The following is a 25,624-nucleotide window of genomic DNA, read 5'->3' as shown; positions in this document are numbered from 1 at the left end:
CCCTCGCCACCTGCGGATATGCCGCGACGGTTGCCGGACGTCATACCTGCCGAACGGAGGACGCCCACCCGGACTCAGGCCGCGAGGTGCACCACTGCGCGGAGACCGCACGGGGCCGCCGCCCCCGGCCGAGGGTGTCGGGGAGCTTCCCGTACACCGGCAGGGTGACGGTCACGGCGAGCAGACAGCCGGAGAAGAGCCAGGAGAAGACGGAGAACCCGCCGACGATCTGCGGCACGGCTGTCGCGACGACGGTGCCGTCGTTGGCGGCGAGTCCCATGCCGATCAAACTACTTGCCGGTGGACGCTGTCTCACCGCGCGGCTCCGTACGGGAGACGCAGGCCGGAGAGCGGGTCCCCTACTCAGGGCTTGCACTCGGGGCCCGGCCCCCTAGGGGGAGCACCGGAGTCGGGCCCGGGGGCCGTTCCTCCCGCCGGAGGACGAGAGGCGGGTGCCCCGTTCCTTAGCGTGTTCCTGTACCGGCCGGCGCGTGGGGGGCGGCCGGTACGACGCCGTCCCCCTGCGGCCGGCCACAGGGGGACGGGTGGGGGAAACCCCCCTCGAAGACTGCGCCGTGCACCAGCGCGCCGGAAGGCCTCTTCACCCGAGACTCGGTACGTACACAGGGACGTCCGCGCATCGACCGACATAGGAGAATAACCGTGACAACGGCTGTAACCATTCCCAGGCACGGGGACACTGGAGGGCGTACGGCCGTTGCTGCGCGAGCGCGGCAGGTCGTCAAGGCCTACGGCACGGGCGAGACCCGGGTCGTGGCGCTCGACCACGTCGACGTGGACATCGTCCGCGGGCAGTTCACGGCGATCATGGGCCCGTCCGGGTCGGGCAAGTCGACGCTGATGCACTGTCTGGCAGGTCTGGACACGGTGACCTCAGGTCAGATCCACCTCGCCGACACCGAGATCACCGGCCTCAAGGACAAGAAGCTGACGCAGCTGCGCCGGGACCGGATCGGCTTCATCTTCCAGGCGTTCAACCTGCTCCCGACGCTCAACGCGATAGAGAACATCACGCTGCCGATGGACATCGCGGGCCGTAAGCCCGACGCCGCCTGGCTGCGGCAGGTCGTGGAGACCGTCGGTCTGGCCGAGCGGCTCAAGCACCGGCCCACACAGCTCTCCGGCGGTCAGCAGCAGCGCGTCGCGGTGGCCCGGGCGCTCGCCGCCCGCCCCGAGATCATCTTCGGCGACGAGCCCACCGGGAACCTGGACTCGCGGGCCGGTGCCGAGGTGCTGTCCTTCCTGCGCAGGTCGGTCGACGAGCTCGGCCAGACCATCGTCATGGTCACCCACGACCCGGTGGCCGCCTCCTACGCGGACCGGGTCCTCTACCTCGCGGACGGCTCCATCGTCGACGAGATGAAGAACCCGACCGCCGAGCAGGTACTCGACCGGATGAAGGACTTCGACGCACGCGGGCGGACGTCATGACCGTGTGGAAGACCTCGATGCGCAACTTCCTCGCGCACAAGGGGCGGATGGCGCTCTCCGCCGTCGCCGTCCTGCTGTCGGTGGCGTTCGTGTGCGGCACGCTCGTCTTCACCGACACGATGAACACCACCTTCGACAAGCTCTTCGCGGCGACGTCCGCCGACGTCACGGTCAGCCCGAAGACGGCCACGTCCGATGACATCCCGGAGAACGGCAAGCCCGAGGCGCTCCCCGCGTCCGCCGTGGCCGAGGTCGCCGGCGTGGACGGGGTGAAGGCGGCCGAGGGCGGCGTCAGCAGCATGGCCGTCACCCTCGTCGACAGCCACAACAAGAACCTCGGATCCGAGACCGGTGCCCCGACCATCGCGGGCAACTGGACGAAGAACGAACTGCGCTCCATGGAGATCACCTCGGGTCACGCCCCACGCGGCCCGACCGAGGCCATGATCGACGGTGACACCGCGAAGAGGCACCACCTGAAGCTCGGCGACGAGGTGCGCACCATCGCCGTCACCGGTGACGTCACGACGAAGGTCACCGGTATCGCCTCGTTCACCGTGACCAACCCCGGCGCGGCCATCGTCTTCCTCGACACCGCCACCGCACAGCAGAAGCTGCTGGGCGGGCCCGATCTCTTCACGCACATCGCGGTCACCGCCGAACCCGGTGTCGCCGACGCGGAGCTGAAGAAGAACGTCGCCGCCGCCCTGGGTGACCCGGCGACGTACAAGCTGCAGACGCAGAAGGAGGCCGCGGACGCCGACAAGGACTCCATGGGCTCCTTCCTGGACGTCATGAAGTACGCGATGCTCGGCTTCGCCGGGATCGCCCTGCTCGTCGGCATCTTCCTGATCGTCAACACCTTCTCGATGCTGGTCGCCCAGCGGACCCGCGAGATCGGCCTGATGCGGGCGATCGGTTCCAGCCGCAAGCAGGTCAACCGTTCCGTCCTCGTCGAGGCGGTGCTCCTGGGCATCGTCGGATCGGTCCTGGGCGTCGCGGCCGGTATCGGTCTCGCCGTGGGGCTGATGAAGGTCATGGGCGCCGTCGGCATGGAGCTGTCCACCGACGACCTCACGATCGCCTGGACGACACCCGCCGTCGGTCTCGCGCTCGGCATCGTCGTCACCGTCCTCGCCGCGTACATCCCGGCCCGCCGGGCCGGCAAGGTCTCCCCGATGGCCGCGCTCCGGGACGCGGGGACCCCGGCGGACGCCAGGTCCGGCTGGGTCCGCGCGGTGATCGGCCTGGTCCTCACGGGCGCGGGCGCCGCGGGTCTGTGGGCGACGACACGGGTGGACGAGGCGAGCGAGGGCTCGATGTACCTCGGCCTCGGTGTGCTCCTCACCCTCGTCGGTTTCATCGTGATCGGCCCGCTGCTCGCCGGTGCGGTCGTGCGGGTCTTCGGCCTGGTCGTCCTGCGGCTGTTCGGCCCGGTCGGGCGGCTGGCGGAGCGCAACGCGCTGCGTAACCCCCGGCGTACGGGGGCGACCGGCGCCGCCCTGATGATCGGCCTGGCCCTGGTGGCGTGCCTGTCGGTCGTCGGCTCGTCCATGGTCGCATCGGCCACCGACGAGCTGGACAAGTCGGTCGGCGCGGACTTCATCGTCCAGTCGAACACCGGCCAGCCGATCGTGCCGCAGGCCGCGAAGGGGCTGGAGACCGCTCCCGGCATGGATCACGTCACGAGCTACAAGGACATCAGCGCGAAGCTCACGGCACCGGACGGTTCGACGGAGGACGGCGGAGTCGTCGCAGCCGACCCGACCTACCAGCAGGACCTGCGGCGCACGACGGTCTCCGGTGACCTGGCCAAGGCCTACGGCAAGGACGCCATGTCGGTCGGCGACGCGTACGCCACCGAGCACGGGATCGAGCTCGGGGACGAGATCACCGTCGCGTTCAAGGCAGGCGGGACGGCGAAGCTTGAGGTCGCCGCGATCACCTCGGACGACGTGGCCGTCGACAAGGGCATGAACTACGTCTCCACCACGACCGCCGAGTCCTATGTCCCCGCCGACAAGATGCCGAACAACGTGGCCATGTTCGCCAAGGCACAGGACGGCAAGGAGAAGGAGGCGTACGCAGCCGTCAAGGGCGCGCTCGCCGAGTACCCGCAGTACAACGTGCAGAACCAGGCCGACTTCAAGCAGGACCTCAAGGACCAGATCGGCCAGCTGCTGAACATCGTCTACGGCCTGCTCGCGCTCGCGATCATCGTCGCGGTGCTCGGTGTGGTGAACACCCTGGCCCTGTCGGTGGTCGAGCGGACCCGCGAGATCGGCCTGATGCGGGCGATCGGCCTCTCCCGTCGCCAGCTGCGGCGCATGATCCGTCTTGAGTCCGTCGTCATCGCCCTGTTCGGCGCGCTGCTCGGTCTCGGCCTGGGCATGGGCTGGGGCACCTCGGCCCAGAAGCTGCTGGCCCTGGAGGGGCTCGGGGTCCTGGAGATCCCGTGGCCGACGATCCTCACGGTGTTCGTCGCCTCGGCCTTCGTCGGACTGTTCGCGGCGCTGGTCCCGGCGTTCCGGGCAGGCAGGATGAACGTCCTGAACGCGATCGCCACGGACGGGTGACGGAGCCGTCGTAGGATGACTGACCAGACCCGGCCCCGGGGCGTTCCTCCAAACGCTCCGGGGCCGGATCGTGTCCGGCCCCCGCCGTCGTCAGGCGTGCATGACCGGCACGTCGTACTGGGGGATCCACTTGTCGCGGGTGACGAGGGTCAGCCCTTCGGTCTGGGCCTGGGCGACGAGGATGCGGTCGAAGGGGTCACTGTGGAACGGGGGGAGTCGGCCGGCTTTGACGCCGTGCTCGGCGGTGATCGGGAATGGCCTGAACTGCATGTCTCTGGCACGCTCGGCGAGGTCCGGGGCGCCTACCAGCTTCCCGATGCTCTGCTTGATCGCAATCTCCCACGGCGTGGCGGCGCTCACGTAGACCTCGGATTCGGTGCGCAGGAGCTCCCTGGTGTCCTCGGCAAGTTCCGGTGAGGCGTTGAGCCACCACAGAACGACGTGTGTGTCGAGAAGGAGTCTCATCCACGCATCCCGAAGGCTTCGGCGATGTCGTCGGGGAGTTCGTCGAAGTCCTCCGGGATATGGATCTGTCCCCGGAGCGCGCCGTAGTCGGTCCGGTTGACCTTGGACCGAAGGGGCACGACCTTCGCGACGGGTTCCCCCGCCCGGCTGATCACGACTTCCTCGCCGGTCTCCACCTGCTGCAGTATGCGCGAGAAGTGGGTCTTGGCCTCGTGCACGTTGTACTGCCGGGCTGCTTCCATGACTGCCTCACAGGGGGACAGGGTGGACTAACTTAAGACTAAGGCTAGCCCGGCTGCCGCCGTACGGACAACGGCGTTCCCTCGCGCGAGTGACACACCGGCGTCGTACGCTGGAGACCCCGGCCCGTCCCACGTGTCGGGCCCTTCGCGTTGCTCACTCGCCACACCGGACGGAACTTCATGAGCCTGCACGGTCTGCTGGATGTCGTCGTCACCGACCCGGCGCTCGAAGAAGCGGTGAAGGCCGCCTCCGACGGCCACCGGGCCCATGTCGACCTGGTCGGCCCGCCCGCCGCGCGGCCCTTCGCCGTGGCCGCGCTGGCCCGTGAGGCCCGGCGTACGGTGCTCGCCGTCACCGCGACCGGCCGGGAGGCCGAGGACCTGGCGGCCGCGCTGCGGACCCTGCTGCCCCCCGACACCGTGGCGGAGTTCCCCTCCTGGGAGACCCTGCCCCACGAGCGGCTCTCGCCGCGCTCGGACACCGTGGGCCGCCGCCTCGCCGTGCTCAGGCGCCTTGTGCACCCCCGGCAGGACGACCCGGAGACCGGGCCGGTCAGCGTGGTCGTCGCGCCGGTACGCTCCGTGCTCCAGCCGCAGGTCAAGGGGCTCGGCGACCTGGAGCCCGTCGCGCTGAGCAGCGGGCAGAGCACGGATCTGGGCGAGGTCGTGGACGCGCTCGCGGCAGCGGCGTACGCCCGCGTGGAGCTGGTCGAGAAGCGCGGGGAGTTCGCCGTGCGCGGCGGCATCCTGGACGTCTTCCCGCCGACCGAAGAGCACCCTCTGCGGGTGGAGTTCTGGGGCGACGACGTCGAGGAGATCCGCTACTTCAAGATCGCCGACCAGCGTTCCCTGGAGGTCGCCGAGCACGGGCTGTGGGCGCCGCCCTGTCGTGAGCTGCTGCTCACCGACGACGTACGCGGCCGGGCCGCGGTCCTCGCGGAGGCCCACCCCGAGCTGGGGGAACTGCTGGGGAAGATCGCGGAGGGGATCGCGGTCGAGGGCATGGAATCCCTCGCTCCGGTGCTCGTGGACGAGATGGAGCTGCTGCTCGACGTCCTGCCGGAGGGCTCGATGACGCTGGTCTGCGACCCGGAGCGGGTGCGGACCAGGGCGGCCGACCTCGTCGCGACGAGCCAGGAGTTCCTCCAGGCGTCCTGGGCGGCGACGGCGGGCGGCGGCCAGGCCCCGATCGATGTCGGCGCGGCCTCCCTGTGGGGCATCGCCGATGTCCGGGACCGGGCCCGTGAGCTGGGAATGATGTGGTGGTCCACCTCCCCGTTCGCCGCCGACGAGGAGGTGGACGGGGACTCCCTGAAGCTCGGGATGCACGCCCCTGAGGCGTACCGCGGCGACACCGCGCGGGCGCTCGCCGACACCAAGGGGTGGCTGGCCGATGGCTGGCGCACGGTGTACGTCACCGAGGGACAGGGCCCCGCCTCGCGCACGGTCGAGGTGCTCGGCGGCGAGGGCATCGCGGCCCGCCTCGACCAGGACCTGGCCGAGATCACGCCGTCGCTCGTCCATGTCTCGTGCGGAGCCATCGACAACGGCTTCGTGGACCCGGGGCTGAAGCTGGCCGTGCTGACCGAGACGGACCTGACCGGCCAGCGCACCGCCAGCAAGGACCTGGGGCGGATGCCGGCCCGCCGCCGCAAGTCCGTCGACCCGCTGACCCTCCAGGCGAACGACTACATCGTCCACGAGCAGCACGGTGTCGGCCGCTACATCGAGATGGTGCAGCGCACCGTGCAGGGCGCGACCCGCGAGTACCTCCTCGTCGAGTACGCCCCCGCCAAGCGCGGGCAGCCCGGGGACCGTCTCTACATCCCGACCGACCAGCTGGAGCAGGTCACCAAGTACGTCGGTGGGGAGGCCCCGACCCTGCACCGGCTGGGCGGCGCCGACTGGACGAAGACGAAGCAGCGGGCCAAGAAGGCGGTCAAGGAGATCGCCGCCGACCTGATCAAGCTGTACTCGGCGCGGATGGCGGCCCCCGGCCACGCCTTCGCCCCCGACACCCCGTGGCAGCGGGAGCTGGAGGACGCCTTCCCGTACGCGGAGACGCCCGACCAGCTGTCCACGATCGCCGAGGTCAAGGAGGACATGGAGAAGTCCGTCCCGATGGACAGGCTGATCTGCGGCGACGTGGGGTACGGCAAGACGGAGATCGCGGTGCGCGCGGCCTTCAAGGCGGTCCAGGACGGCAAGCAGGTCGCGGTCCTCGTGCCCACGACGCTCCTGGTCCAGCAGCACTTCGGCACGTTCACCGAGCGGTACGCGCAGTTCCCCGTCAAGGTGCGGGCGCTGAGCCGCTTCCAGTCGGACACCGAGTCCAAGGCGACGCTGGAAGGGCTGAAGGACGGGTCCGTGGACCTGGTCATCGGCACGCACCGGCTGTTCTCGTCGGAGACGAAGTTCAAGGACCTGGGCCTGGTCATCGTCGATGAGGAGCAACGCTTCGGTGTCGAGCACAAGGAGCAGCTGAAGAAGCTGCGGGCCAACGTGGACGTGCTCACGATGTCGGCGACGCCCATCCCCCGTACGCTCGAAATGGCGGTGACGGGCATCCGGGAGATGTCGACGATCACGACGCCTCCGGAGGAGCGGCACCCGGTCCTCACCTTCGTCGGGCCGTACGAGGAGAAGCAGATCGGCGCGGCCGTGCGGCGTGAACTCCTGCGTGAGGGCCAGGTGTTCTACATCCACAACCGGGTCGAGTCCATCGACAGGGCCGCGGCGCGGCTGCGGGAGATCGTGCCCGAGGCGCGGATCGCCACGGCCCACGGGCAGATGGGGGAGAGCCAGCTCGAGAAGGTCGTCGTCGACTTCTGGGAGAAGCGGTTCGACGTGCTGGTCTCGACGACGATCGTCGAGTCCGGCATCGACATCTCCAACGCCAACACGCTGATCGTCGAGCGCGGTGACAACTTCGGTCTGTCCCAGCTGCACCAGCTGCGCGGCCGTGTCGGCCGTGGCAGGGACCGGGGTTACTCCTACTTCCTGTATCCGCCGGAGAAGCCGCTGACCGAGACCGCGCACGAGCGTCTGGCGACGATCGCCCAGCACACCGAGATGGGCGCGGGCATGTACGTGGCCATGAAGGACCTGGAGATCCGTGGCGCCGGGAACATGCTCGGCGGTGAGCAGTCCGGTCATATCGCGGGTGTCGGCTTCGATCTGTACATCCGGATGGTCGGCGAGGCGGTGGCGGACTACCGCGCGGCGGTGGACGGCACGGTCGAGGAGGAACCGCCGCTGGAGGTCAAGATCGAGCTTCCGGTCGACGCGCACGTCCCGCACGACTACGCCCCGGGAGAGCGGCTGCGCCTCCAGGCGTACCGCTCGATCGCCTCCGCGAACTCCGAGGAGGACATCAGGGCGGTGCGCGAGGAGCTCACCGACCGCTACGGCAAGCTGCCGGAGCCGGTGGAGAACCTCCTGCTGGTGGCGGGCCTGCGGATGCTGGCGCGGGCCTGCGGGGTCGGCGAGATCGTGCTCCAGGGGCCGAACATCCGCTTCGCGCCGGTGGAGCTGAGGGAGTCGCAGGAGCTGCGGCTGAAGCGGCTGCACCCGAAGACGGTCATCAAGCCGGCCGCGCACCAGATCCTGGTACCGCGCCCGACGGCGGGCCGGATCGGCGGCAAGCCGGTGGTGGGCCGCGAACTCCTCTCGTGGACCGGGGAGTTCCTCACGACGATCCTGGGGTCGTAGGACGCCGGCTATCGGCCGTCGTGGCCCTCGTCCCGAGGAGTGAGGATCAGCCCCGTCAGGGAGCGGAAGGCGGACTCGGGGGTGCGGTCGGCGAGGGCGTCGGAGAGGTTGCCGCTCAGCAGCAGCGTGGCGAAACCGTGGGCCAGGGACCAGGCGGCGACGCCGGTGAGGCGGGCGTCAGCGCCGCCTGCCGTGTCGGGCAGGCCGTCGACGCCGGCGCGTAGCGCCTCGGTGGCGCGGGCTTTCGCGGCGAGCAGGGCGGTGTCGTCGGCGCGGTGCAGTTCCGGGCGGAACATCACCTGGAAGTGCGCGGGGTGCGTGACGGCGAACCGTACGTAGGCCACGCCTCGTTCCTGGAGGTCGGGGGCGGCCGTCAGGGCGTCGGCGAAGAGTGCGTAGCCCTCGGCGGCGACGGCGGTGAGCAGGCCGGCGCGGTCCTTGAAGTGGTGAGCCGGAGCGGCGTGCGAGACCCCGGCCCGGCGGGCCAGGCCGCGCAGGGACAGGGCGTCGGGGCCGTCGGCCGCGATGACGTCGAGCGCGGCCGTCAGGACCGCCCGCCGCAGGTCGCCGTGGTGGTAGGTGCCCTCGTTGCTCATGGGAGCCAACGGTACGCGGTATTTAGTCATTGACAAGTTCCGGGAGTGGGTCGCATGCTGGGCCAAGGATCTAGCCGATGGCAAGTTTCGACACAGTCCAGGATGACGGGGAGACCGGGGACATGACCGACGAGCTGGGGCACGTACGTCAGATGTGGCACCTGCTGGAGCCGCTGCACGCCGTCTTCTACTACGCGCCGGAGGTGTTCGATGAGGCCGCCGCCCTCGGGTACGCCACGGACGAGCGGTGGCCCAGCTATTTCGTGTGGCGGGCGGCGCCGCTCGGGGCGGCGGGCGTGGACCAGGTGAGTGCCGACCGGGTGGGGGCCCTGTTCCACAGCTTCAGCCCGGCGATGGTCGGCAGGTATGTCCCGGCCGGCTGGGGCGTGGCCGGGCCGCGGGCCGTGCTGGATGCCCGGGAGCGGGCCGTCGACCGCGCGTACCGTGCGCTGCTCGGTGACCGGGTGGACGGCCCGGAGCTCGCGGAGGCCGCCGCGCTCGCCCGGCGGGCGGCGGAGGCCGCCGATGTCGCGGGGCGGCCGCTCGCCGCGGCCAACGCGGCCCTGCCCTGGCCCGACGCACCGCACCTGGTGCTGTGGCACGCGGCCACGATCCTGCGGGAGCACCGGGGCGACGGCCATGTCGCGGCGCTGGTCGCGGCGGGTCTCGACCCGGTGGAGTCGCTGGTGTCGTTCGCGGCGATCGGAGCGGCCAGGCCCGAGGTGTTCGAGAGCCGGGGGTGGAGCCCCGCCGAGTGGAACGCCGCCCGTGAACGCCTCGCGGCACGCGGGCTGCTGGAGCCGGACGGGACGGCCACGGACGCCGGGCGGGCGCTGCGCGCCGAGGTGGAGCGGCGTACGGACGAGAGCGCCGCGGGCCCCTGGGAGGCCCTCGGCACCGAGGGCCGGGAGCGGCTCGCGGAGCTGCTGGGTCCGCTGTGGGTGGAGGCGATCAGTTCGGGCCTGCTGCCGTCCGAGACGACGCTGGGGATCGGCAAGGTGTAGGACGGCCCGAGAGGGGCGGGGCGTTCGGGCGGGTGGATGGCTGTGCGCCCTCGCGCACGCGCCGTGCCCGACCGCCCGCTCTGCCGGTGCGCGCCGGCAATGCCCCCTTCGCCGGCGGTTTTCGCGCCGCATACGCTGAACCGTTGTGACGCCTCCTCATGCTGTACGCAGCCACGGCCCCCTGAACCCCCGGCACCGCCTGCTCCCCGTCCTCGGGCTGGCTCTGACGGGCGCGCTCGCCCTGACCGGCTGCGACGAGCTGGGGGACCCGACGGACTCCTCGCGGACCCCCGACACCACAGCGGCCGCCGGCTCGGCGCTGCGGGCCGCCGAGGGGCTGACGGTGAAGGGCCGTGCGCCCAAGACCGGGTACGAGAGGAGCGCGTTCGGGTCCGCCTGGCTGGACACCGACCGCAACGGCTGCGGAACCCGCGACGACATACTGGCCGCCCAGCTCGACGCCGTCTCCAGGGACGCCGACGGCTGCAAGGTCCTCAAGGGCGTGCTCGACCCCGACCCGTACACCGGGACGCGTATCGCGTTCCGGCGGGGAGCGAGCAAGGTGGACATAGACCACCTTGTCGCACTGTCCGACGCGTGGCAGAAGGGCGCTCAGAAGTGGAGCGACGGCAAGCGGCGGGCCTTCGCGAACGACCCGCTCAACCTGGTGGCGGCGGACTCGTCCACCAACCGCCGCAAGGGCGACGGGGACACCGCGACCTGGCTGCCGCCCAACAAGGACTACCGCTGCACGTATGTGGCGGGGCAGGTCGCGGTCAAGAAGAAGTACGAGCTGTGGGTGACGCGGGCCGAACAAGAGGCGATGACGAAGGTCCTGGCCGGGTGTTCCGGCCAGGAGCTGCCCACGGGCGGTAACCCCACGGAGGCGCCCACCCGCTGAGCGGCGCGGGCCGTCAGAGCCTCAGATCCCACTGGCTCGCGTCCCACTCGAAGCCTGGGGCGACCTCGACGGTGAGGTTCTTGGCGTCGGCCGGGGCGTCGAAGGCGTACTTCGCGGTGATCTTCCTGCCCGGAAGGACGGTGCCGGAGAAGCCCTCGCCGATCTTGCCGTCGAAGATCTGCTCGGCGTTCACACCGTCCTCGCCGGCGCGGGCGTCGACGCTGACGAGCAGTGCGTCGAACTTCTCCTTGCCCTTGTTCTCGATGACGATCGAGACCGTGTAGGCGCTGTTGCCCTTGGTGTGGCCGACCGTGAACCCGTCGGTGGTGTACGGGGCAGGGGCGCCGACGGTGATCTCCAGGCCGTCGTCGTACGCCGCGGAGTCGCCCTCACGCAGAGCGTCGGCCTCGCTGTCGGTGCCGTCCTTGTCGTCGGCCGCGTTCTCGCCGGAGGCCGGCTTCGCGGAGGCCGAGCTGTTCGCGACCGCCTTGTTGATGTCGCTCACCACGTCGTCCACGGCCTTGAAGGTCAGGACCGCTCCGACGACCGACAGGATCAGCGAGACAAGGCCGAGGGCTGCGCCGAACGTCGTCACGCCCTTGTTCGTGGCCTCTCCGCGCTTGGCGCGGCCCCGGCCGGCCAGGCCCAGGATCAGGGCGATGAGGCCGAGGATCCCCGCGAGCCAGAAGAAGAAGGGGATCAGCCCCGAGACCGTCCCGATGATGCCGAGCACGAGTGCGGCGGTGCCGAGGCCGTTGCGGGCGGGGTGGGTGCCGGGGGCGTGTCCGGGGGCGTAGGGCTGCTGGGGCTGGGGCTGTTGCGGCTGCGTGTACTGGGACATGGGTGTGCCCTTTCGGTGAAGAGTGGGGACGGTGAGCGGGGATTCATGGTGGAGCTGTGAATGCCAGGCTAATAAGAACATTCGCTGTGAATCGAGTCAACACGTCTAATCGTGTGAACCGATGACTCGGGTGGATTGGTATGCTCGACCACACACAGCAGGCGACACCGACATGCGCGGAACGGGAGCAGGCCAGTGCCGGACAACTCCACCGAGGTGACCGCGGCCGGAATCGCCAGACTCGCGGGCGTCGGACGCGCGGCCGTCAGTAACTGGCGCCGTCGTCACGCCGACTTCCCCAAGCCCTCAGGGGGCACCGAGGCCAGCCCCTCCTTCGCGCTGCCCGAGGTCGAACAGTGGCTGCGCGACCAGGGCAAGCTCGCCGAGGTCCCGCTGCGCGAGCGGGTCTGGCAGCAGGTGGCCGGTCACCCCGACGGCGCCGTGACCGCACTCGTCCATGCCGGGTGCGCCCTGCTGCTCGTCCGGGACAGACCCACCGCCTGGCTGGAGATCACCGCCGTCTCGGACGCCCGGATGGCGAGCGTGCTGCCCGGCGCCCTGGACCATGTGCTCACGGACCGCCTCGGAGCGGGGCGGGTATTCCCCACGCCCACGGCGTCCGCCCTCCTGCCGTCCGTCCCGCTGCTGCGCGCAGCGGCCGAACTGGCGGCGGAGACCGGCGCCAGGCGCGCCTTCGACTTCCTCTTCGGCCGGCAACTTGACGCCAACCCGCGCCAGTACACACTCACGCCCCCCGGCCTCGCCGAGCTGATGGCCGACCTCGCGATGCCGGCCAGGGACGCCGCCGCCCGGCAGGGCGGCAGGAAGGGCCCCCGCGCGGTCCTCGACCCCGCCGCGGGAACCGGCGCCCTGCTGTGTGCCGTCGGCCGGCCCACAGCGCTCCACGCCCAGGAGGCCGATCCCGACCTGGCCGCGCTCACCACGCTCCGGCTCGCCCTGCACTCCGCGGGGAACGGAGCCGACGGGCCCACGCTCGCCGTGCGGACCGGAGACACCCTGCGCGCCGACGCCTTCCCGGGGCTCACCGTGGACGCGGTGCTCTGCCACCCGCCGTTCAACGAACGCAACTGGGGCCACGACGACCTTGCCTACGACCCACGCTGGGAGTACGGCTTCCCCGCCCGCACCGATTCCGAACTGGCCTGGGTGCAGCACGCCCTGGCTCATCTACGCGATGGCGGCACCGCCGTGGTGCTGATGCCCCCGGCCGCCGCGTCCCGCCGTTCCGGTCGAAGGATCCGCGCCGATCTGCTGCGCCGCGGCGCCCTCCGTGCCGTCATCGCGCTCCCCGCCGGCGCCGCACCGCCCTACGGCATCCCGCTCCACATCTGGGTCCTCCGCAGGCCGGGCGCCGAACACTCCCCCGCACCCGAACTGCTCGTCGTCGACGCGGCGGAGCCCGATCCCGCCGGCGCCCCGTCGGGCCGTGACCGGCTGGACTGGCCGGCGGTACGCGGCACGGTGCTCGACGCGTGGAACCCCTTCGACGTGCCGGGGCGCCGCGAACCCGTCGAGGAGCAGCCGGGGACCAGCCGGGCCGTCCCCGTCATCGAACTCCTCGACGACGACGTGGACCTGGCCCCCGCCCGCCATCTGCCGCCCCCGGCCGCCGGCGGCGGCGCTGCGGAGCTGGTCCGCGTACGCGAACGGCTGGACGACACCCTGAAGCTGACCGCCCGGCTCACCCCGCCGCCCGCCACCGCGGGAGAACCGGCCAGGAGGCCCTTCACCACCGTCGGTGAACTGGCCAGGACAGGCGCCCTGCACCTGCGGACCGGCTCCGGCGGCAGCGGCACGGTGCCGGTCCTCACCGAGCACGACGTCCTCGCCGGTACGGCCCCCAGCGGTACGCCCTCCACACCGGCCGCGAGCCCCGAGGACGAGCCGCTCCTGCTGGAATCCGGCGACGTCATCGTCCCGCTGGTCGGGGGCGGTTCGGTCGCCAGAGTCGTCGACGGGGCCACCGCCGGGGCGGCGCTCGGCCGCAACCTCCAGCTGCTGCGCCCCGATCCCGCGGCCCTCGATCCCTGGTTCCTCGCCGGTTTCCTGCGGGGAACCGCGAACAACCGGCAGGCCAGCAGCTATGCCTCGTCCGCGACACGGCTCGACGCCCGCCGGCTGCGGGTGCCGCGCCTGCCGCTGGACGAACAGCGCAAGTATGGTGAGCAGTTCAGCGCCCTCGCCGCATTCGAGGAGGCGCTCCGCGTGGCGGGGCGGCTCGGTGGGCAGCTGGTGCAGGGGATGTACGACGGGCTCACGGACGGATCGGTCGCTCCGGAGTGATGTGAAGCACAACGTTGTGCACAACCCCGGCCCGGTTGTCCGTACCGGTGTATACGCTCACTGCACACGTCCGATCCACGCCCTCCGGGAGCAGCGCATGCACGGCTACGGCTATCCGCCGGAGCGTCGCCCGTCCTCGTCCACACTGGTCACGCTGCGCGTGGTCTTCGCGTCACTCACCGTACTGAGCTGCGGGTTCCTTGCCTGGGCGGCGATGCTGCGGCTGGCGATCGTCACGCGCAGGCAGCGCGACTGGTGGCTGTTCGGCCTTGTGCTGGCGCTGAACATCGGCCTCATGGGGTACGTCGGGTCGTTGCCGGACGAAGGCGAGATGATGAAGGACAGCGAGGGGACCCTGAGTGGCCTCTGGATGTTCCTGGTCGTCGTCGGCACGGTCGCCTACTACCTGTACGCGGACATACGGCACTTCGCCCGGCCCCGCGGCCTGCCCGGAGGCCCGTCCGTGGGCCCGCAGGCCGGCCCGCAGGCCAACCCGTACGCCGGCCCGTACGGCGCCGGGCAGCCGGGGGCGGCGCCCGCGTTCCGGTCCACCCCGTCGCCCCAGTCCCCTTCCTACGGCTATCCGCCCGCCCCGCAGCCGGGTTCCGCCCCGACGCCGCCCACGTCCGCGCCGCCCGGCACGCCCGCCGAGGGGCCGAGAACCGCCCCTCAGCGCCTCGACCAGGTGCGCGCCGAGCTCGACGAGCTGAGCGACTACCTCCGCAAGGAGGGTGACAGTAAGTGAACGGGCGGGTCATCGCCGGGCGTTACCAGCTGGCCACCATCCTCGGCCAGGGCGGCATGGGGCAGGTCTGGACGGCGTACGACGAGCGCCTCGACCGCAGGGTCGCGGTGAAGCTGCTGCGCCCCGACCGGGTCGCCGGCCCCTCCGGCAGCGACGCCGCCGAGGAGCTGCGCCGCAGATTCGTCCGCGAGTGCCGGGTCACCGCGCAGGTCGACCACCCCGGTCTTGTCACCGTCCACGACGCGGGGAGCGACGGCGACGACCTCTACCTCGTCATGCAGTACGTCGAGGGCGCCGACCTCGCCGACCATCTCGCCGAGCAGGACCCCTATCCGTGGCCCTGGGCCGTGGCGGTCGCCGCCCAGCTGTGCGCGGTGCTCTCCGCCGTGCACGCCGTGCCGATCGTCCACCGCGACCTGAAGCCCCGCAACGCGATGGTGAAGCCCGACGGCACCCTCACGGTGCTCGACCTGGGTATCGCCTCCGTCATGGACACCGACACCACGCGCCTGACACACACGGGCTCACCGATCGGCTCCCCGGCCTACATGGCCCCCGAGCAGGCGATGGGCGGCGCCGTCGGCCCGTACACCGACCTGTACGCCCTCGGCGTGCTCCTGCACGAACTCCTCAGCGGTGACGTGCCGTTCTCCGGGTCCACCGCCCTGGGCGTCCTGCACCGCCATCTCTACGAGCCGCCGCTCCCGGTCAGGCAGCTCAGGCCCGAGGTCCCGGAGGCGCTCGAAGCGCTCGTCCTGCGGCTGCTCGCCAAGGACCCGCAGGACCGCCCCGACTCCGCCCAGGAGGTCTACGAGTCCCTGCGGCCCCTGCTGCCCGCCGGCGGCACACCGGCCGGGCCCCTCGACCCGACCCGCCCCTTCCTGCGCCCACAGGCCCCCTGGCCCGACAGGCCGGCCACCCCGGCACCGGCGGCAGCCCCCACCCAGCGGGAACCCGCCGCACAGGCATCCACCACACAGGCACCCGCCGTGCAGCTACCCGCCCAGCCGACGAAGCCGCCGGCCGACCGGCCGAACGTCGCGCAGGCCGTCGACGACGTGAAGCGGCTGCTCGGCGAGGGCCGCATCACCCAGGCCGTCGACATCCTCGGCGGGATCCTCCCGGCCGCCGCCGTCGAGCACGGCGAACACTCACCGGTCGTCCGCATCCTGCGCAAGCAGTACGCGGCCACGCTGATGGACGACGGCCAGTACCGCCGCGCCCTCCCCGAGCTCCGTCGCCTCGCCGACGACCGCGCCGCGGAGGCGGGCCCCGCCGACTCCCAGACGCTGCAATTCCGTTACGACGCCGCGCAGTGCCTCGAACAGCTCGGCGAGGCGGCCGCCGCGCTCGCCGAGTACCGCGCCGTCCTCCCCTTCTACGAGAACAGCTACGCGACGACCTCAGGACCCGGCCGGGCCTTCGACATCCGCCATCGCATCGGGCACCTCCTGCTCGGGGTGGGCGACCACGCGGCGGGCCGCGCCCAGTTGCAGGCCCTGCTGTACGACGCGGAGCGCGTCTACGGCCCGCACCACCCGCTGCCCACGGAGCTCCGACGGCGACTGACCCACCACCGGGACGTACGCGGCTCGGTGTGAGGCGGGGGGAGAGAAGCGGGGGGCGAGGCCGAGGACGCCCGATCGGGAGGGATTTCGCCCGCGGCCCCGCACCGACCGGTCCGGAAATCGTTGGTCGAAGCGGTGGCCCGAATCACGTCCACTGCCTAACATCGATCATCGCAAGGCTTTGTGCACTGATGCACAATCTCCCCGGGAGGCTCCTTTGCACCGCCGACGTCGCACCGCGCTCGCCCTCTCCGCCGCAGCACTCCTCGCGGCTCCGCTCCTGACCGCCTGCGGCAGCGAGGCCCATCCAGGCGCCGCGGCCGTGGTCGGCGGCGACCGTATCGACGTGGCCACGGTCCAGGCGGAGGCGGCCGATGTGCGCAGCGCGCAGCAGGGCTCCGAGCACTCCGAGGAGCTGGTGACCAAGTCGGGCCAGCTGGCCCGGGTCAAGCTGTCCGGCCTGATCTTCGGACGGGTCCTGGACCGCGCGGCGAAGGACGCCGGGGTGAGCGTCAGCCGTAAGGAGATCCAGGAGCTCCGCGGCCAGGCCGCCGCGCAGTCAGGCGGGGACGAGGCGGTGCAGGCGGGCATGCTGGAGCAGCGCTGGGTGGCGCCCGGCCAGATCGAGGCGAGCCTGCGCCAGGAGGCCCAGCTCCAGAAGCTGGCCCGGAAGATCGGCGCCGACCTGCAGAGCCCCGCCGGGGTACAGGCCGTCGGCGAGAACCTCACCGAGGCGTCGAAGGCGCTGCACATCGACGTCAACCCGCGCTACGGCAGCTGGGACGACCGGAAGGTCCAGCTCAGCACCTACAAGGCCCCGTGGATCACCCAGGTCACACCCGTCCAGGGACAGGACCCGGAGGCGGACGCCTGACCCGCCCCACCCGGGAGTAGGTTCGGGTGGTGAACACTCAAGACCCCGGCCGTATCGTCCTGCTCACCGCCAGCCACCGGGTCGCCCCCGGTCTGCTGTCCTGGCCCGCCTGGCAGACGCTGCACGCCGCCGACCGGGTGCTGTGTGCCGAGCCCGACCACCCTCAGCTGCCGTACCTTCGGGACGCGGGGGTGGCCGTGGAGCACACCGCGCCGTCGGCCGACGAGCTGGTGGACGACTGCGCGGGTGGCAGGACCGTGGTGCTGCTGGTGGGCGGCGAGGGCGACCAGCGGCTCACCGACGGCCTGGCCAGGCTCGGCGGCTCGGGCCGGGTGCAGATGCCGGACCTGGAGCTGCTGCCCGGCTCGTACGACCTGCCGGGTGCCCGGCTCCTGGACTTGGTGCAGGTCATGGACCGGATCAGGCTCGAATGCCCCTGGACGTCGCAGCGGACCCACAAGGGCCTCGCGAAGTACGCCATCGAGGAGGCGTACGAGCTGGTCGAGGCCATCGAGGACGGCGACCGTGAGGAGCTGCGCGAGGAACTCGGCGACGTACTGCTCCAGGTCGTCTTCCACGCCCGTATCGCCCAGGAGGACCAGGACGAGCCGTTCGGCATCGACGACGTCGCGGCCACGATCGTCGAGAAGCTGATCCACCGTCATCCGCACGTGTTCGGCGACGAGACCGCCGAGACCCCGGAGGACGTCCACGCGCACTGGCTCCGTACGAAGGCGATCGAGAAGCAGCGCGCGTCGGTCACCGACGGGGTGCCGCTCGGCCAGCCCGGTCTCGCGCTCGCCGCCAAGCTCGGCAGCAGGGTGCGCACGGCGGGCCTCGACGCCCCGCTCCCGGAAGGCGGGGGCGTCGGCCACCAGCTGCTCGCTATCGCCGTACGGGCCGAGCAGGACGGCACCGACCCCGAGGCCGCCCTGCGGGAGGCCGCCCGCGCCTACCGGGACGCGATCCGGACGGCTGAGGGCCTCGGCGGTCCCGGGGCCGCTCCCGACGGCGTCGAGGAGTGAACGACTGCCCCGGGAAGACCCCCGCACCCGACGCGGCACCTCATCCGGCACCGGAGGCCGCACACGCCCCCGAAGCCTCACCCGCACCCGAACTCTTCACCTGGGAGTTCGCCACCGACCCGTACCCCGCCTACGCCTGGCTCCGCGAGCACAGCCCCGTGCACCGCACGCAGCTGCCGAGCGGTGTGGAGGCCTGGCTGGTGACCCGTTACGCCGATGCCAGGCAGGCACTCGCCGACACCCGGCTCTCCAAGAACCCGGCCCACCACGCGGGCTCCGCGAACGCCAAGGGCAAGACGGGCATTCCTGGCGAGCGCAAGGCGGAGCTGATGACGCATCTGCTGAACATCGACCCGCCCGACCACACCCGGCTGCGCCGGCTCGTCTCCAAGGCGTTCACTCCGCGCCGGGTCGCCGAGTTCGCGCCGCGTGTGCAGGAGCTGACGGACCGCCTCATCGACTCGTTCATCGAGGAGGGGAAGGCGGACCTCATCCATGACTTCGCGTTCCCCCTGCCCATCTACGCGATCTGTGACCTGCTGGGCGTGCCCCGGGAGGACCAGGACGACTTCCGCGACTGGGCCGGCATGATGATCCGGCACGGCGGCGGGCCGCGTGGCGGGGTGGCCAGGTCGGTCAAGAAGATGCGCGGCTATCTCGCCGAACTCATCCACCGTAAAAGGGAGAATCCCGGCGACGACCTGATCTCCGGGCTGATCCGGGCGAGCGACCACGGTGAGCACCTCAGCGAGAACGAGGCGGCGGCGATGGCCTTCATCCTCCTTTTCGCCGGCTTCGAGACGACCGTGAACCTCATCGGCAACGGCACCTACGCGCTGCTGCGCAACCCCTCGCAGCGTGAGCGCCTGGAGCGCTCGCTGGCCGCGGGGGAGACCGAACTGCTCGCCACCGGGATCGAGGAGCTGCTGCGCTACGACGGTCCGGTGGAGCTCGCGACATGGCGTTACGCCACCGAGCCCGTGAGGCTGGGAGGGCAGGACATCGCGGCCGGGGACCCGGTCCTCGTGGTGCTGGCCGCCGCCGACCGGGACCCGGAGCGGTTCCAGGATGCGGACACCCTGGACCTTGCGCGGAGTGACAATCAGCACCTCGGATACGGGCACGGCATTCACTACTGCCTGGGGGCGCCGCTGGCCCGGCTGGAGGGGCAGGCGGCCCTGGCGACACTGCTCAGGCGCCTCCCCGACCTGCGGCTCGCTGCGGAACCTGCCGATTTGCGCTGGCGCGGCGGGCTCATCATGCGTGGACTGCGCACACTTCCCGTGGAGTTCACTCCCGGGGATCCGACCGAGAAAGGTGACAATCAGTCAACTCTGTGACTTTGACGTGATCTCCGCTGCATCGACTTGTGACACACGTTCGAGTACGGCTAGGTTCACCGTTCGACTCACCCGTCACATGTCAGTCACACGGAAGGCAATCCCATGGGCTCCGCGAACGGCAGACACCGCCGCCCTCGCCAGGCACCCGCCATCGTCGTCGCCGCAGGCGTCACCGGGTCGGCCATTGCCATCCCGCTCCTCGGCGCCGGTGGCGCGCAGGCCGCTGACGCGTCGACCTGGGACCGGGTCGCCGAATGCGAGAGTGGTGGCGTGTGGAGTGCCGACCTCGGCAACGGCCGCTACGGCGGCCTGCAGTTCTCGCAGGACACCTGGTTCGACTACGGCGGCACCGAGTACGCGTCCCGCGCCGACCTCGCCAGCCGCTCGCAGCAGATCGCGGTCGCCGAGAAGGTGCTGGACGACAAGGGCCCGCAGGCATGGTCCAGCTGCGCGGTGATCTCCGGGCTCGCCCTGGACGGGACGCTGCCGGGGGTGGACCCGGGCGACGAGTCCTCCGCAGACCCCTCGGACACGGCGACCCCGTCCGAAACCCCCTCGTCCGAGGCGACGGACCCGGCGGACTCCGCGGACCCTGCGGACGAAACGGATGGATCCGGCGACTCGGATGACTCGGACGAATCCGATGCGAAGGGCGAGGCGGGCAAGGACGCTTCCGGCGACGCGACGGACAAGGGCAGCGGCTCGGACGAGGACGACGAAGCGGGCGCCTCACCGTCCGCGACTCCGTCCCCGGAGGCCACCGGCTCCTCCGACACGTCGAAGGATGACGGGGCGAAGGCCGGCAAGCACCGCGGCACCCCGGCCCCCGAGGCGGGCGCGGAGCAGGGTGACGGGCGCGAGTCCGGCCGGCACGCCTCGCGCGGCGAATCCGACGCGCGTCAGGGCGCCGAGGGGGCGTACACCGTCCGCGAGGGCGACAACCTCTGGGCGATCGCCGAGGCGCAGGACCTCTCCGGTGGCTGGACGGCGCTCTACGAGGCCAACAGGGACGAGCTGGGTTCCGACCCGGACCTGATCCTTCCCGGCCAGAGCCTGGATCTCCTCGGCCTCAAGTGATCAAAAACGGGAAAACGCCCCAAAATCAGGGGTAGTTCAGAGGCCTATGTCCACTTATGTGTAAGTGAGACATGGGTCTCTTTGCTTCAACTGCGGCGCCCGGTCCGTCCGGTCCGTCCATTTTGGCTCCGACCTGCGAAAACGGTCCATCTGGGCGGACCGGTACGGGCTGATTGGTCGTTATGTCCATCTTTGAATGTGGGGGTTGCGTGTGTTTACGGTCGGAGCCGCTCGCACCGCGGGCACCTTCGACCGTCACGCCGAATCCTGCCGTCGGCCGAAGGGAACCGACGCGTAAAGCGCCGTAGGCAGGAGCGGGGGACCCAGGTAAGCGCCGGACCCGGCCGTCGGAAGACGGGTGGAGTGCGGCTAGGGGTGAAGTCGTCCGCGAGTAGGACGACCGGGCACACTCACAGCCCGAACCCGACAGCTCACCTCGTAGGCGTCGGTGAGGAGAACCATGCTGCTTTCCAGCAAGGGCAAGCACCGTCGCCCGTCCAAGGCCGTCCGTGTCGCCACCCTGGCCGGTGTCGCCGGCGCCGCTGTCGCCGTCCCGCTGATGGGTGCGACCGGTGCCTCCGCCGCCTCCGTCGACACCTGGGACGCCGTCGCCCAGTGCGAGTCGGGTGGCGACTGGTCCATCAACACCGGCAACGGCTACTACGGCGGTCTGCAGTTCTCGCAGTCCAGCTGGGCGGCCGCCGGCGGCACGCAGTACGCCTCCCGCGCCGACCTGGCCACCAAGGACCAGCAGATAGCCGCCGCCGAGAAGCTCCTCGACATCCAGGGCCCGGGTGCCTGGTCCTGCGCCGGAGCCGGCGGTCTGACGAACGACGGTGTGGACCCGGGCGTCGACACCGGCTCCTCCGCGAAGAACGGCGACACGGACCCGCAGGCCACGCAGGAGCGCACGGCCGAGCAGCCCACCACGCGCAGCGAGAAGCGCGCCGCCCCCGAGAAGACCGTCACCACGCCGACCGGCGACAAGGTCGAGAAGGGTGACGGCGAGTACAAGGTGAAGGCCGGCGACACCCTCAGCAAGATCGCCGGTGCGAAGAAGGTCGACGGCGGCTGGGAGAAGCTCTTCAAGCTCAACGACGACATCGTCGACGACGCCGACCTGATCTTCCCGGGGCAGCAGCTCCACCTGAAGTAGGCGAGCGGCTCCATCCGAAGGAGTCGGAAACAGCCCGGGGTGTTCCTCCTGCCCCGGAGACCCGGCCCGGCGTGCTGACCCCCCGCACGCCGGGCCGACGGTCGCTCGCCGTAGAATTTTTGAGCTTTGCCCGGAATGTGGATCCTTGGGTCCTTTTTCGTCCCAGGAGACGGGCGCACGGCCGACGGAGCGCCACGAGCCGGTTAGGCTCGTGGCGCAAGGCCACAGTGACCCTGCACAACCAGTGTCAGATCCCAGAAGGAGATGCCTCGTGCCGTCCATCGACGTCGTCGTAGCCAGGGAAATCCTCGACTCCCGGGGTAACCCCACGGTCGAGGTCGAGGTTGGCCTCGACGACGGCAGCACGGGACGTGCTGCTGTTCCGTCCGGCGCCTCCACCGGTGCGTTCGAGGCCATTGAGCTTCGCGACGGTGACCCCAACCGCTACCAGGGCAAGGGCGTCGAGAAGGCCGTCCTCGCCGTGATCGAGCAGATCGGCCCGGAGCTCGTCGGCTACGACGCCACCGAGCAGCGTCTCATCGACCAGGCGATGTTCGACCTGGACGCGACAGAGAACAAGGGCTCCCTCGGCGCCAACGCCATCCTCGGCGTCTCGCTGGCCGTGGCGCACGCCGCGTCCGAGGCGTCCGACCTCCCGCTGTTCCGCTACCTCGGCGGCCCGAACGCGCACCTGCTGCCCGTTCCGATGATGAACATCCTGAACGGCGGCTCGCACGCCGACTCCAACGTGGACATCCAGGAGTTCATGATCGCGCCGATCGGCGCCGAGTCGTTCTCCGAGGCCCTGCGCTGGGGCGCGGAGGTCTACCACACGCTGAAGAAGGTCCTGAAGACCAAGGGCCTGTCCACCGGTCTCGGTGACGAGGGCGGCTTCGCCCCGAACCTCGAGTCGAACCGCGCCGCCCTCGACCTCATCCTCGAGGCCGTCAAGGAGGCCGGTTACGTCCCGGGCCGCGACATCGCGCTCGCGCTCGACGTCGCCGCGTCCGAGTTCTACAAGGACGGCGTCTACGAGTTCGAGGGCAAGTCCCGCTCGGCCGCCGAGATGACCGAGTACTACGAGGAGCTCGTCGCCGCGTACCCGCTGGTCTCCATCGAGGACCCGCTGTACGAGGACGACTGGGCCGGCTGGAAGGTCATCACCGACCGGCTGGGCTCCCAGGTGCAGATCGTCGGTGACGACCTGTTCGTCACCAACCCCGAGCGCCTGTCGCGCGGCATCGAGGAGGGCTCGGCCAACGCCCTGCTCGTGAAGGTGAACCAGATCGGTTCGCTGACCGAGACCCTGGACGCCGTCGAGCTGGCCCAGCGCAACGGCTTCAAGTGCATGATGTCCCACCGCTCCGGTGAGACCGAGGACGTCACCATCGCCGACCTCGCCGTCGCGGTGAACTGCGGTCAGATCAAGACCGGCGCCCCGGCCCGCTCGGACCGCGTCGCCAAGTACAACCAGCTGCTGCGCATCGAGGAGATCCTCGACGACGCCGCGGTGTACGCCGGTCGTTCGGCGTTCCCGCGGTTCCGCTACGAGGGCTGACAGCCCGAGTCCGGAGCACCAGCCTCCGTCCGTCCCCGCATCCGGTCCCGTACCGTGTGCGGGGACGGACGTGCGTAACGGGGAGGCGTGAGACATGGCCGGGAAGGACCGCGACCGGTTCTCCACCGCGACCAGGCTGCGACTGCTCGGTGAGCAGACGGCGGCCCGTGTCTACCGGTCCCAGAACCGCCGTCAGGCGCGCCGCTCCAGGCTCACCGGGCGTGCGGCGTTCCTGGCGCTGATCGTCTGCTCCCTGGTGGTCGCCCTCGCGTATCCCATGCGGCAGTACATCTCCCAGCGCGACCAGATCGCGGACCAGGAGAGGCTCTCCCGTCAGGCGCACGAGCGGACCGAGGAGCTGCGCGACGAGAAGGCGCGGCTCAAGGACGACGCGTACATCCGGCGTCTCGCGCGCCAGCATCTGCACTACGTGCTGCCGGGCGAGACCGGTTATACGGTGGTCGACCCGGACGCCGCAGAGGCCCGTAAGGGTGAGCCGGGGGCGACGGACCGGCCCTGGCACTCGAACCTCTGGGACGGCGTGGACAGCGCGGACCGTGAATGACCCCGTGCCCGTGCCGGGTCCTGATCCCGTACCGATTCATACAGTCCGACCGATGACATTCAAGGCAGGCATGGACACGCCCCCTCCGCAGACCGAATCCACCAAGCCGACCGCTGAGGACATCGCCGCGTTCGAGCTCCAGCTCGGCCGGCCGCCGCGCGGACTGCGCGCCATCGCGCACCGCTGCCCCTGCGGCAACCCGGACGTGGTCGAGACGCAGCCCCGTCTGGAGGACGGCACACCGTTCCCGACGACGTACTACCTGACGTGCCCGCGTGCCGCGTCCGCGATCGGCACGCTGGAGGCCAACGGCGTCATGAAGGAGATGACCGAGCGCCTCACGACGGACCCGGAGCTGGCCGCCGCCTACCGTGCCGCGCACGAGGACTACATCGCGCGCCGTGACGCCATCGAGGTCCTGGCGGGCTTCCCGAGCGCCGGTGGCATGCCGGACCGCGTGAAGTGCCTGCACGTCCTGGTCGGCCACTCGCTGGCGGCGGGACCCGGGGTCAACCCGCTGGGCGACGAGGCCATCGCGATGCTGCCGCAGTGGTGGGCGAAGGGCCCGTGCGTCACCCCGTGCGGCTCCGGCGCCGAGCCCGACGCGTCCTGACCCGCCCGCGCGGCATTCGTACAACTCACAGGAGCCCCATGACCCGCGTTGCCGCCATCGACTGCGGTACCAACTCCATCCGTCTGCTCGTCGCCGACGTGGACCCCGCGACCGGGGAGTTCGACGAGCTCGACCGGCGGATGCGGATCGTCCGGCTCGGCCAGGGCGTCGACCGGACGGGCCGGCTGGCCCCCGAGGCGATCGAGCGCACCTTCGAGGCCTGCCGTGAGTACGCGGCCCGGATCGAGGAGCTCGGCGCCGAGCGGATCCGCTTCGTGGCCACGTCCGCCTCCCGCGACGCGGAGAACAGCGACACCTTCGTCCGCGGCGTCCTGGACATCCTGGGCGTCGAACCGGAGGTCGTCACGGGGGACCAGGAGGCGCAGCTCTCCTTCGACGGCGCGACGAAGGAACTGGTGGGCGCCGACCACCTGGAGAAGCCGTATCTCGTCGTGGACATCGGCGGCGGCTCCACGGAGTTCGTCGTCGGTGACGACCGGGTCCTCGCGGCCCGCTCCGTGGACATCGGCTGCGTACGCATGACCGAGCGTCACCTCGTCGTGGACGGGGCCGTGGTGGACCCTCCCACGCCCGACCGGATCGCCGCGATCCGTGCGGACATCGGCGCCGCCCTGGATCTGGCCGAGGAGAGTGTGCCGATCTCCTCGGCGGCCACGCTCGTCGGCCTGGCGGGGACGGTCACCACGATCGCCGCGACGGCGCTGGGTCTCGCGGAGTACGACTCGGAGGCGATCCATCACTCCCGGGTCTCCGTCGAGCAGGTCAGGGAGATCACCGCACGGCTGCTCGCGTCGACCCACGAGGAGCGCGCGGCGATCCCCGCGATGCACCCCGGCCGGGTCGATGTGATCCCCTCCGGGGCGCTCGTCCTGCTCGCGCTGATGGAGCGGACCGGGGCCCGTGAGGTCGTCGTCAGCGAACACGACATTCTCGACGGGATCGCCTGGTCGGCGGCCTGATCACAGCGCGGGCGCAGGCGCGGTGAGG

21 protein-coding genes, 1 pseudogene and 1 riboswitch are annotated in these 25,624 nt (G+C 71.0%); of the genes and pseudogenes, 17 read left to right on the top strand and 5 right to left on the bottom strand.

Going from position 1 to position 25,624, the window contains the following annotated elements:
- Positions 1 to 112: 112 nt before the first annotated feature.
- A pseudogene (locus AB0C75_RS12340) lies at positions 113 to 316 on the bottom strand (MFS transporter); the annotation flags it as partial.
- Between the two features lie 347 nt (positions 317 to 663).
- Between AB0C75_RS12340 and AB0C75_RS12335 the strand changes: the two are divergent.
- Both AB0C75_RS12335 and AB0C75_RS12330 read left to right on the top strand, forming a co-directional pair.
- Positions 664 to 1,452 (top strand): ABC transporter ATP-binding protein, encoded by a 789-nt coding sequence (locus tag AB0C75_RS12335; protein WP_362889765.1) that lies wholly within the window; start codon positions 664 to 666, stop codon positions 1,450 to 1,452.
- A complete protein-coding gene (locus AB0C75_RS12330; RefSeq protein ID WP_362889763.1) occupies positions 1,449 to 4,028 on the top strand; it encodes an FtsX-like permease family protein in 2,580 nt (859 codons plus the stop codon). Before AB0C75_RS12335 ends, AB0C75_RS12330 begins: the two co-directional genes overlap by 4 nt.
- A gap of 90 nt (positions 4,029 to 4,118) precedes the next feature.
- Here AB0C75_RS12330 and AB0C75_RS12325 read toward each other — a convergent pair whose 3' ends face one another.
- Together AB0C75_RS12325 and AB0C75_RS12320 are read right to left on the bottom strand one after the other, a co-directional pair.
- A complete protein-coding gene (locus AB0C75_RS12325; protein ID WP_362889761.1) occupies positions 4,119 to 4,493 on the bottom strand; it encodes a type II toxin-antitoxin system VapC family toxin in 375 nt (124 codons plus the stop codon).
- A complete protein-coding gene (locus tag AB0C75_RS12320) occupies positions 4,490 to 4,735 on the bottom strand; it encodes a type II toxin-antitoxin system prevent-host-death family antitoxin (protein WP_362889759.1) in 246 nt (81 codons plus the stop codon). The genes AB0C75_RS12325 and AB0C75_RS12320 overlap by 4 nt, the downstream gene beginning before the upstream one ends.
- Positions 4,736 to 4,915: 180 nt before the next feature.
- Between AB0C75_RS12320 and mfd the strand changes: the two genes are divergently transcribed.
- Positions 4,916 to 8,446 carry a transcription-repair coupling factor gene (mfd, locus tag AB0C75_RS12315; RefSeq protein WP_362889757.1) on the top strand — a complete coding sequence of 1,177 codons (3,531 nt, stop codon included), beginning with the start codon at positions 4,916 to 4,918 and terminating at the stop codon, positions 8,444 to 8,446.
- An 8-nt stretch (positions 8,447 to 8,454) separates the two neighbouring features.
- Here mfd and AB0C75_RS12310 read toward each other — a convergent pair whose 3' ends face one another.
- The gene (locus tag AB0C75_RS12310; protein ID WP_362889755.1) at positions 8,455 to 9,042 is read right to left on the bottom strand and encodes a TetR/AcrR family transcriptional regulator; all 588 of its coding nucleotides are present in this window, start codon (positions 9,040 to 9,042) and stop codon (positions 8,455 to 8,457) included.
- Positions 9,043 to 9,164: 122 nt separating this feature from the next.
- Between AB0C75_RS12310 and AB0C75_RS12305 the strand changes: the two genes are divergently transcribed.
- Positions 9,165 to 10,046: a hypothetical protein gene (locus AB0C75_RS12305; protein WP_362890073.1), complete on the top strand. Its 882-nt coding sequence runs from the start codon at positions 9,165 to 9,167 to the stop codon at positions 10,044 to 10,046.
- Between the two features lie 145 nt (positions 10,047 to 10,191).
- Positions 10,192 to 10,947, top strand: coding sequence for an HNH endonuclease family protein (locus AB0C75_RS12300; protein ID WP_362889753.1), 756 nt, complete (start codon positions 10,192 to 10,194; stop codon positions 10,945 to 10,947).
- A 13-nt stretch (positions 10,948 to 10,960) separates the two neighbouring features.
- Here AB0C75_RS12300 and AB0C75_RS12295 read toward each other — a convergent pair whose 3' ends face one another.
- A complete protein-coding gene (locus AB0C75_RS12295; protein ID WP_362889751.1) occupies positions 10,961 to 11,788 on the bottom strand; it encodes a DUF4352 domain-containing protein in 828 nt (275 codons plus the stop codon).
- A 195-nt stretch (positions 11,789 to 11,983) separates the two neighbouring features.
- On the opposite strand from AB0C75_RS12295, the gene AB0C75_RS12290 reads away from it, so the two are divergent.
- The 12 genes from AB0C75_RS12290 to AB0C75_RS12235 all read left to right on the top strand — a co-directional run bounded on the left by AB0C75_RS12290 (position 11,984) and on the right by AB0C75_RS12235 (position 25,596).
- Positions 11,984 to 14,092 (top strand): N-6 DNA methylase, encoded by a 2,109-nt coding sequence (locus AB0C75_RS12290; protein ID WP_362889749.1) that lies wholly within the window; start codon positions 11,984 to 11,986, stop codon positions 14,090 to 14,092.
- Between the two features lie 97 nt (positions 14,093 to 14,189).
- Positions 14,190 to 14,837, top strand: a complete 648-nt coding sequence (locus AB0C75_RS12285; protein ID WP_362889747.1) for a hypothetical protein — start codon at positions 14,190 to 14,192, stop codon at positions 14,835 to 14,837.
- Positions 14,834 to 16,438 carry a serine/threonine-protein kinase gene (locus tag AB0C75_RS12280; protein WP_362889745.1) on the top strand — a complete coding sequence of 535 codons (1,605 nt, stop codon included), beginning with the start codon at positions 14,834 to 14,836 and terminating at the stop codon, positions 16,436 to 16,438. Before AB0C75_RS12285 ends, AB0C75_RS12280 begins: the two co-directional genes overlap by 4 nt.
- Before the next feature lie 184 nt (positions 16,439 to 16,622).
- Positions 16,623 to 17,279 carry a SurA N-terminal domain-containing protein gene (locus AB0C75_RS12275; RefSeq protein ID WP_362889743.1) on the top strand — a complete coding sequence of 219 codons (657 nt, stop codon included), beginning with the start codon at positions 16,623 to 16,625 and terminating at the stop codon, positions 17,277 to 17,279.
- Between the two features lie 29 nt (positions 17,280 to 17,308).
- Entirely contained in the window at positions 17,309 to 18,304 is a 996-nt protein-coding gene (locus AB0C75_RS12270; RefSeq protein WP_362889741.1) for a nucleoside triphosphate pyrophosphohydrolase, read from the top strand.
- Positions 18,301 to 19,644, top strand: coding sequence for a cytochrome P450 (locus tag AB0C75_RS12265; protein ID WP_362889739.1), 1,344 nt, complete (start codon positions 18,301 to 18,303; stop codon positions 19,642 to 19,644). The genes AB0C75_RS12270 and AB0C75_RS12265 overlap by 4 nt, the downstream gene beginning before the upstream one ends.
- A gap of 105 nt (positions 19,645 to 19,749) precedes the next feature.
- On the top strand, positions 19,750 to 20,724 hold the full coding sequence (locus AB0C75_RS12260) for a transglycosylase family protein (protein ID WP_362889737.1): 975 nt from the start codon (positions 19,750 to 19,752) through the stop codon (positions 20,722 to 20,724).
- A 290-nt stretch (positions 20,725 to 21,014) separates the two neighbouring features.
- Positions 21,015 to 21,184, top strand: a riboswitch (cyclic di-AMP (ydaO/yuaA leader).
- A complete protein-coding gene (locus AB0C75_RS12255) occupies positions 21,185 to 21,880 on the top strand; it encodes a transglycosylase family protein (protein ID WP_362889735.1) in 696 nt (231 codons plus the stop codon).
- 271 nt (positions 21,881 to 22,151) lie between these two features.
- Positions 22,152 to 23,438, top strand: coding sequence for a phosphopyruvate hydratase (eno, locus tag AB0C75_RS12250; protein ID WP_362889733.1), 1,287 nt, complete (start codon positions 22,152 to 22,154; stop codon positions 23,436 to 23,438).
- A 94-nt stretch (positions 23,439 to 23,532) separates the two neighbouring features.
- The gene (locus tag AB0C75_RS12245; protein WP_362889731.1) at positions 23,533 to 24,003 is read left to right on the top strand and encodes a septum formation initiator family protein; all 471 of its coding nucleotides are present in this window, start codon (positions 23,533 to 23,535) and stop codon (positions 24,001 to 24,003) included.
- Between the two features lie 70 nt (positions 24,004 to 24,073).
- Complete coding sequence (locus AB0C75_RS12240) at positions 24,074 to 24,616, top strand: DUF501 domain-containing protein (protein ID WP_362890071.1); 543 nt, start codon at positions 24,074 to 24,076, stop codon at positions 24,614 to 24,616.
- Positions 24,617 to 24,654: 38 nt separating this feature from the next.
- Positions 24,655 to 25,596, top strand: coding sequence for a Ppx/GppA phosphatase family protein (locus AB0C75_RS12235; protein WP_362889729.1), 942 nt, complete (start codon positions 24,655 to 24,657; stop codon positions 25,594 to 25,596).
- Positions 25,597 to 25,624: the final 28 nt, after the last annotated feature.

This window comes from Streptomyces sp. NPDC048565 (assembly GCF_040650935.1).
GTDB lineage: Bacteria > Actinomycetota > Actinomycetes > Streptomycetales > Streptomycetaceae > Streptomyces.
The sequence above is the reverse complement of the archived record's forward strand: the minus strand, read 5'-3'. Positions and strand labels throughout refer to the sequence as shown.

What these genes read in the sequence shown, in the direction of transcription:
- AB0C75_RS12330 (WP_362889763.1), top strand. Translation starts at nt 1,449, where the DNA reads ATGACCGTGTGGAAGACCTCGATGCGCAACTTCCTCGCGCACAAGGGG.
- AB0C75_RS12325 (WP_362889761.1), bottom strand. Translation starts at nt 4,493, where the DNA reads ATGAGACTCCTTCTCGACACACACGTCGTTCTGTGGTGGCTCAACGCC.
- AB0C75_RS12320 (WP_362889759.1), bottom strand. Translation starts at nt 4,735, where the DNA reads ATGGAAGCAGCCCGGCAGTACAACGTGCACGAGGCCAAGACCCACTTC.
- mfd (WP_362889757.1), top strand. Translation starts at nt 4,916, where the DNA reads ATGAGCCTGCACGGTCTGCTGGATGTCGTCGTCACCGACCCGGCGCTC.
- AB0C75_RS12310 (WP_362889755.1), bottom strand. Translation starts at nt 9,042, where the DNA reads ATGAGCAACGAGGGCACCTACCACCACGGCGACCTGCGGCGGGCGGTC.
- AB0C75_RS12305 (WP_362890073.1), top strand. Translation starts at nt 9,165, where the DNA reads ATGACCGACGAGCTGGGGCACGTACGTCAGATGTGGCACCTGCTGGAG.
- AB0C75_RS12295 (WP_362889751.1), bottom strand. Translation starts at nt 11,788, where the DNA reads ATGTCCCAGTACACGCAGCCGCAACAGCCCCAGCCCCAGCAGCCCTAC.
- AB0C75_RS12285 (WP_362889747.1), top strand. Translation starts at nt 14,190, where the DNA reads ATGCACGGCTACGGCTATCCGCCGGAGCGTCGCCCGTCCTCGTCCACA.
- AB0C75_RS12260 (WP_362889737.1), top strand. Translation starts at nt 19,750, where the DNA reads ATGGGCTCCGCGAACGGCAGACACCGCCGCCCTCGCCAGGCACCCGCC.
- AB0C75_RS12255 (WP_362889735.1), top strand. Translation starts at nt 21,185, where the DNA reads ATGCTGCTTTCCAGCAAGGGCAAGCACCGTCGCCCGTCCAAGGCCGTC.
- AB0C75_RS12245 (WP_362889731.1), top strand. Translation starts at nt 23,533, where the DNA reads ATGGCCGGGAAGGACCGCGACCGGTTCTCCACCGCGACCAGGCTGCGA.
- AB0C75_RS12240 (WP_362890071.1), top strand. Translation starts at nt 24,074, where the DNA reads ATGGACACGCCCCCTCCGCAGACCGAATCCACCAAGCCGACCGCTGAG.
- AB0C75_RS12235 (WP_362889729.1), top strand. Translation starts at nt 24,655, where the DNA reads ATGACCCGCGTTGCCGCCATCGACTGCGGTACCAACTCCATCCGTCTG.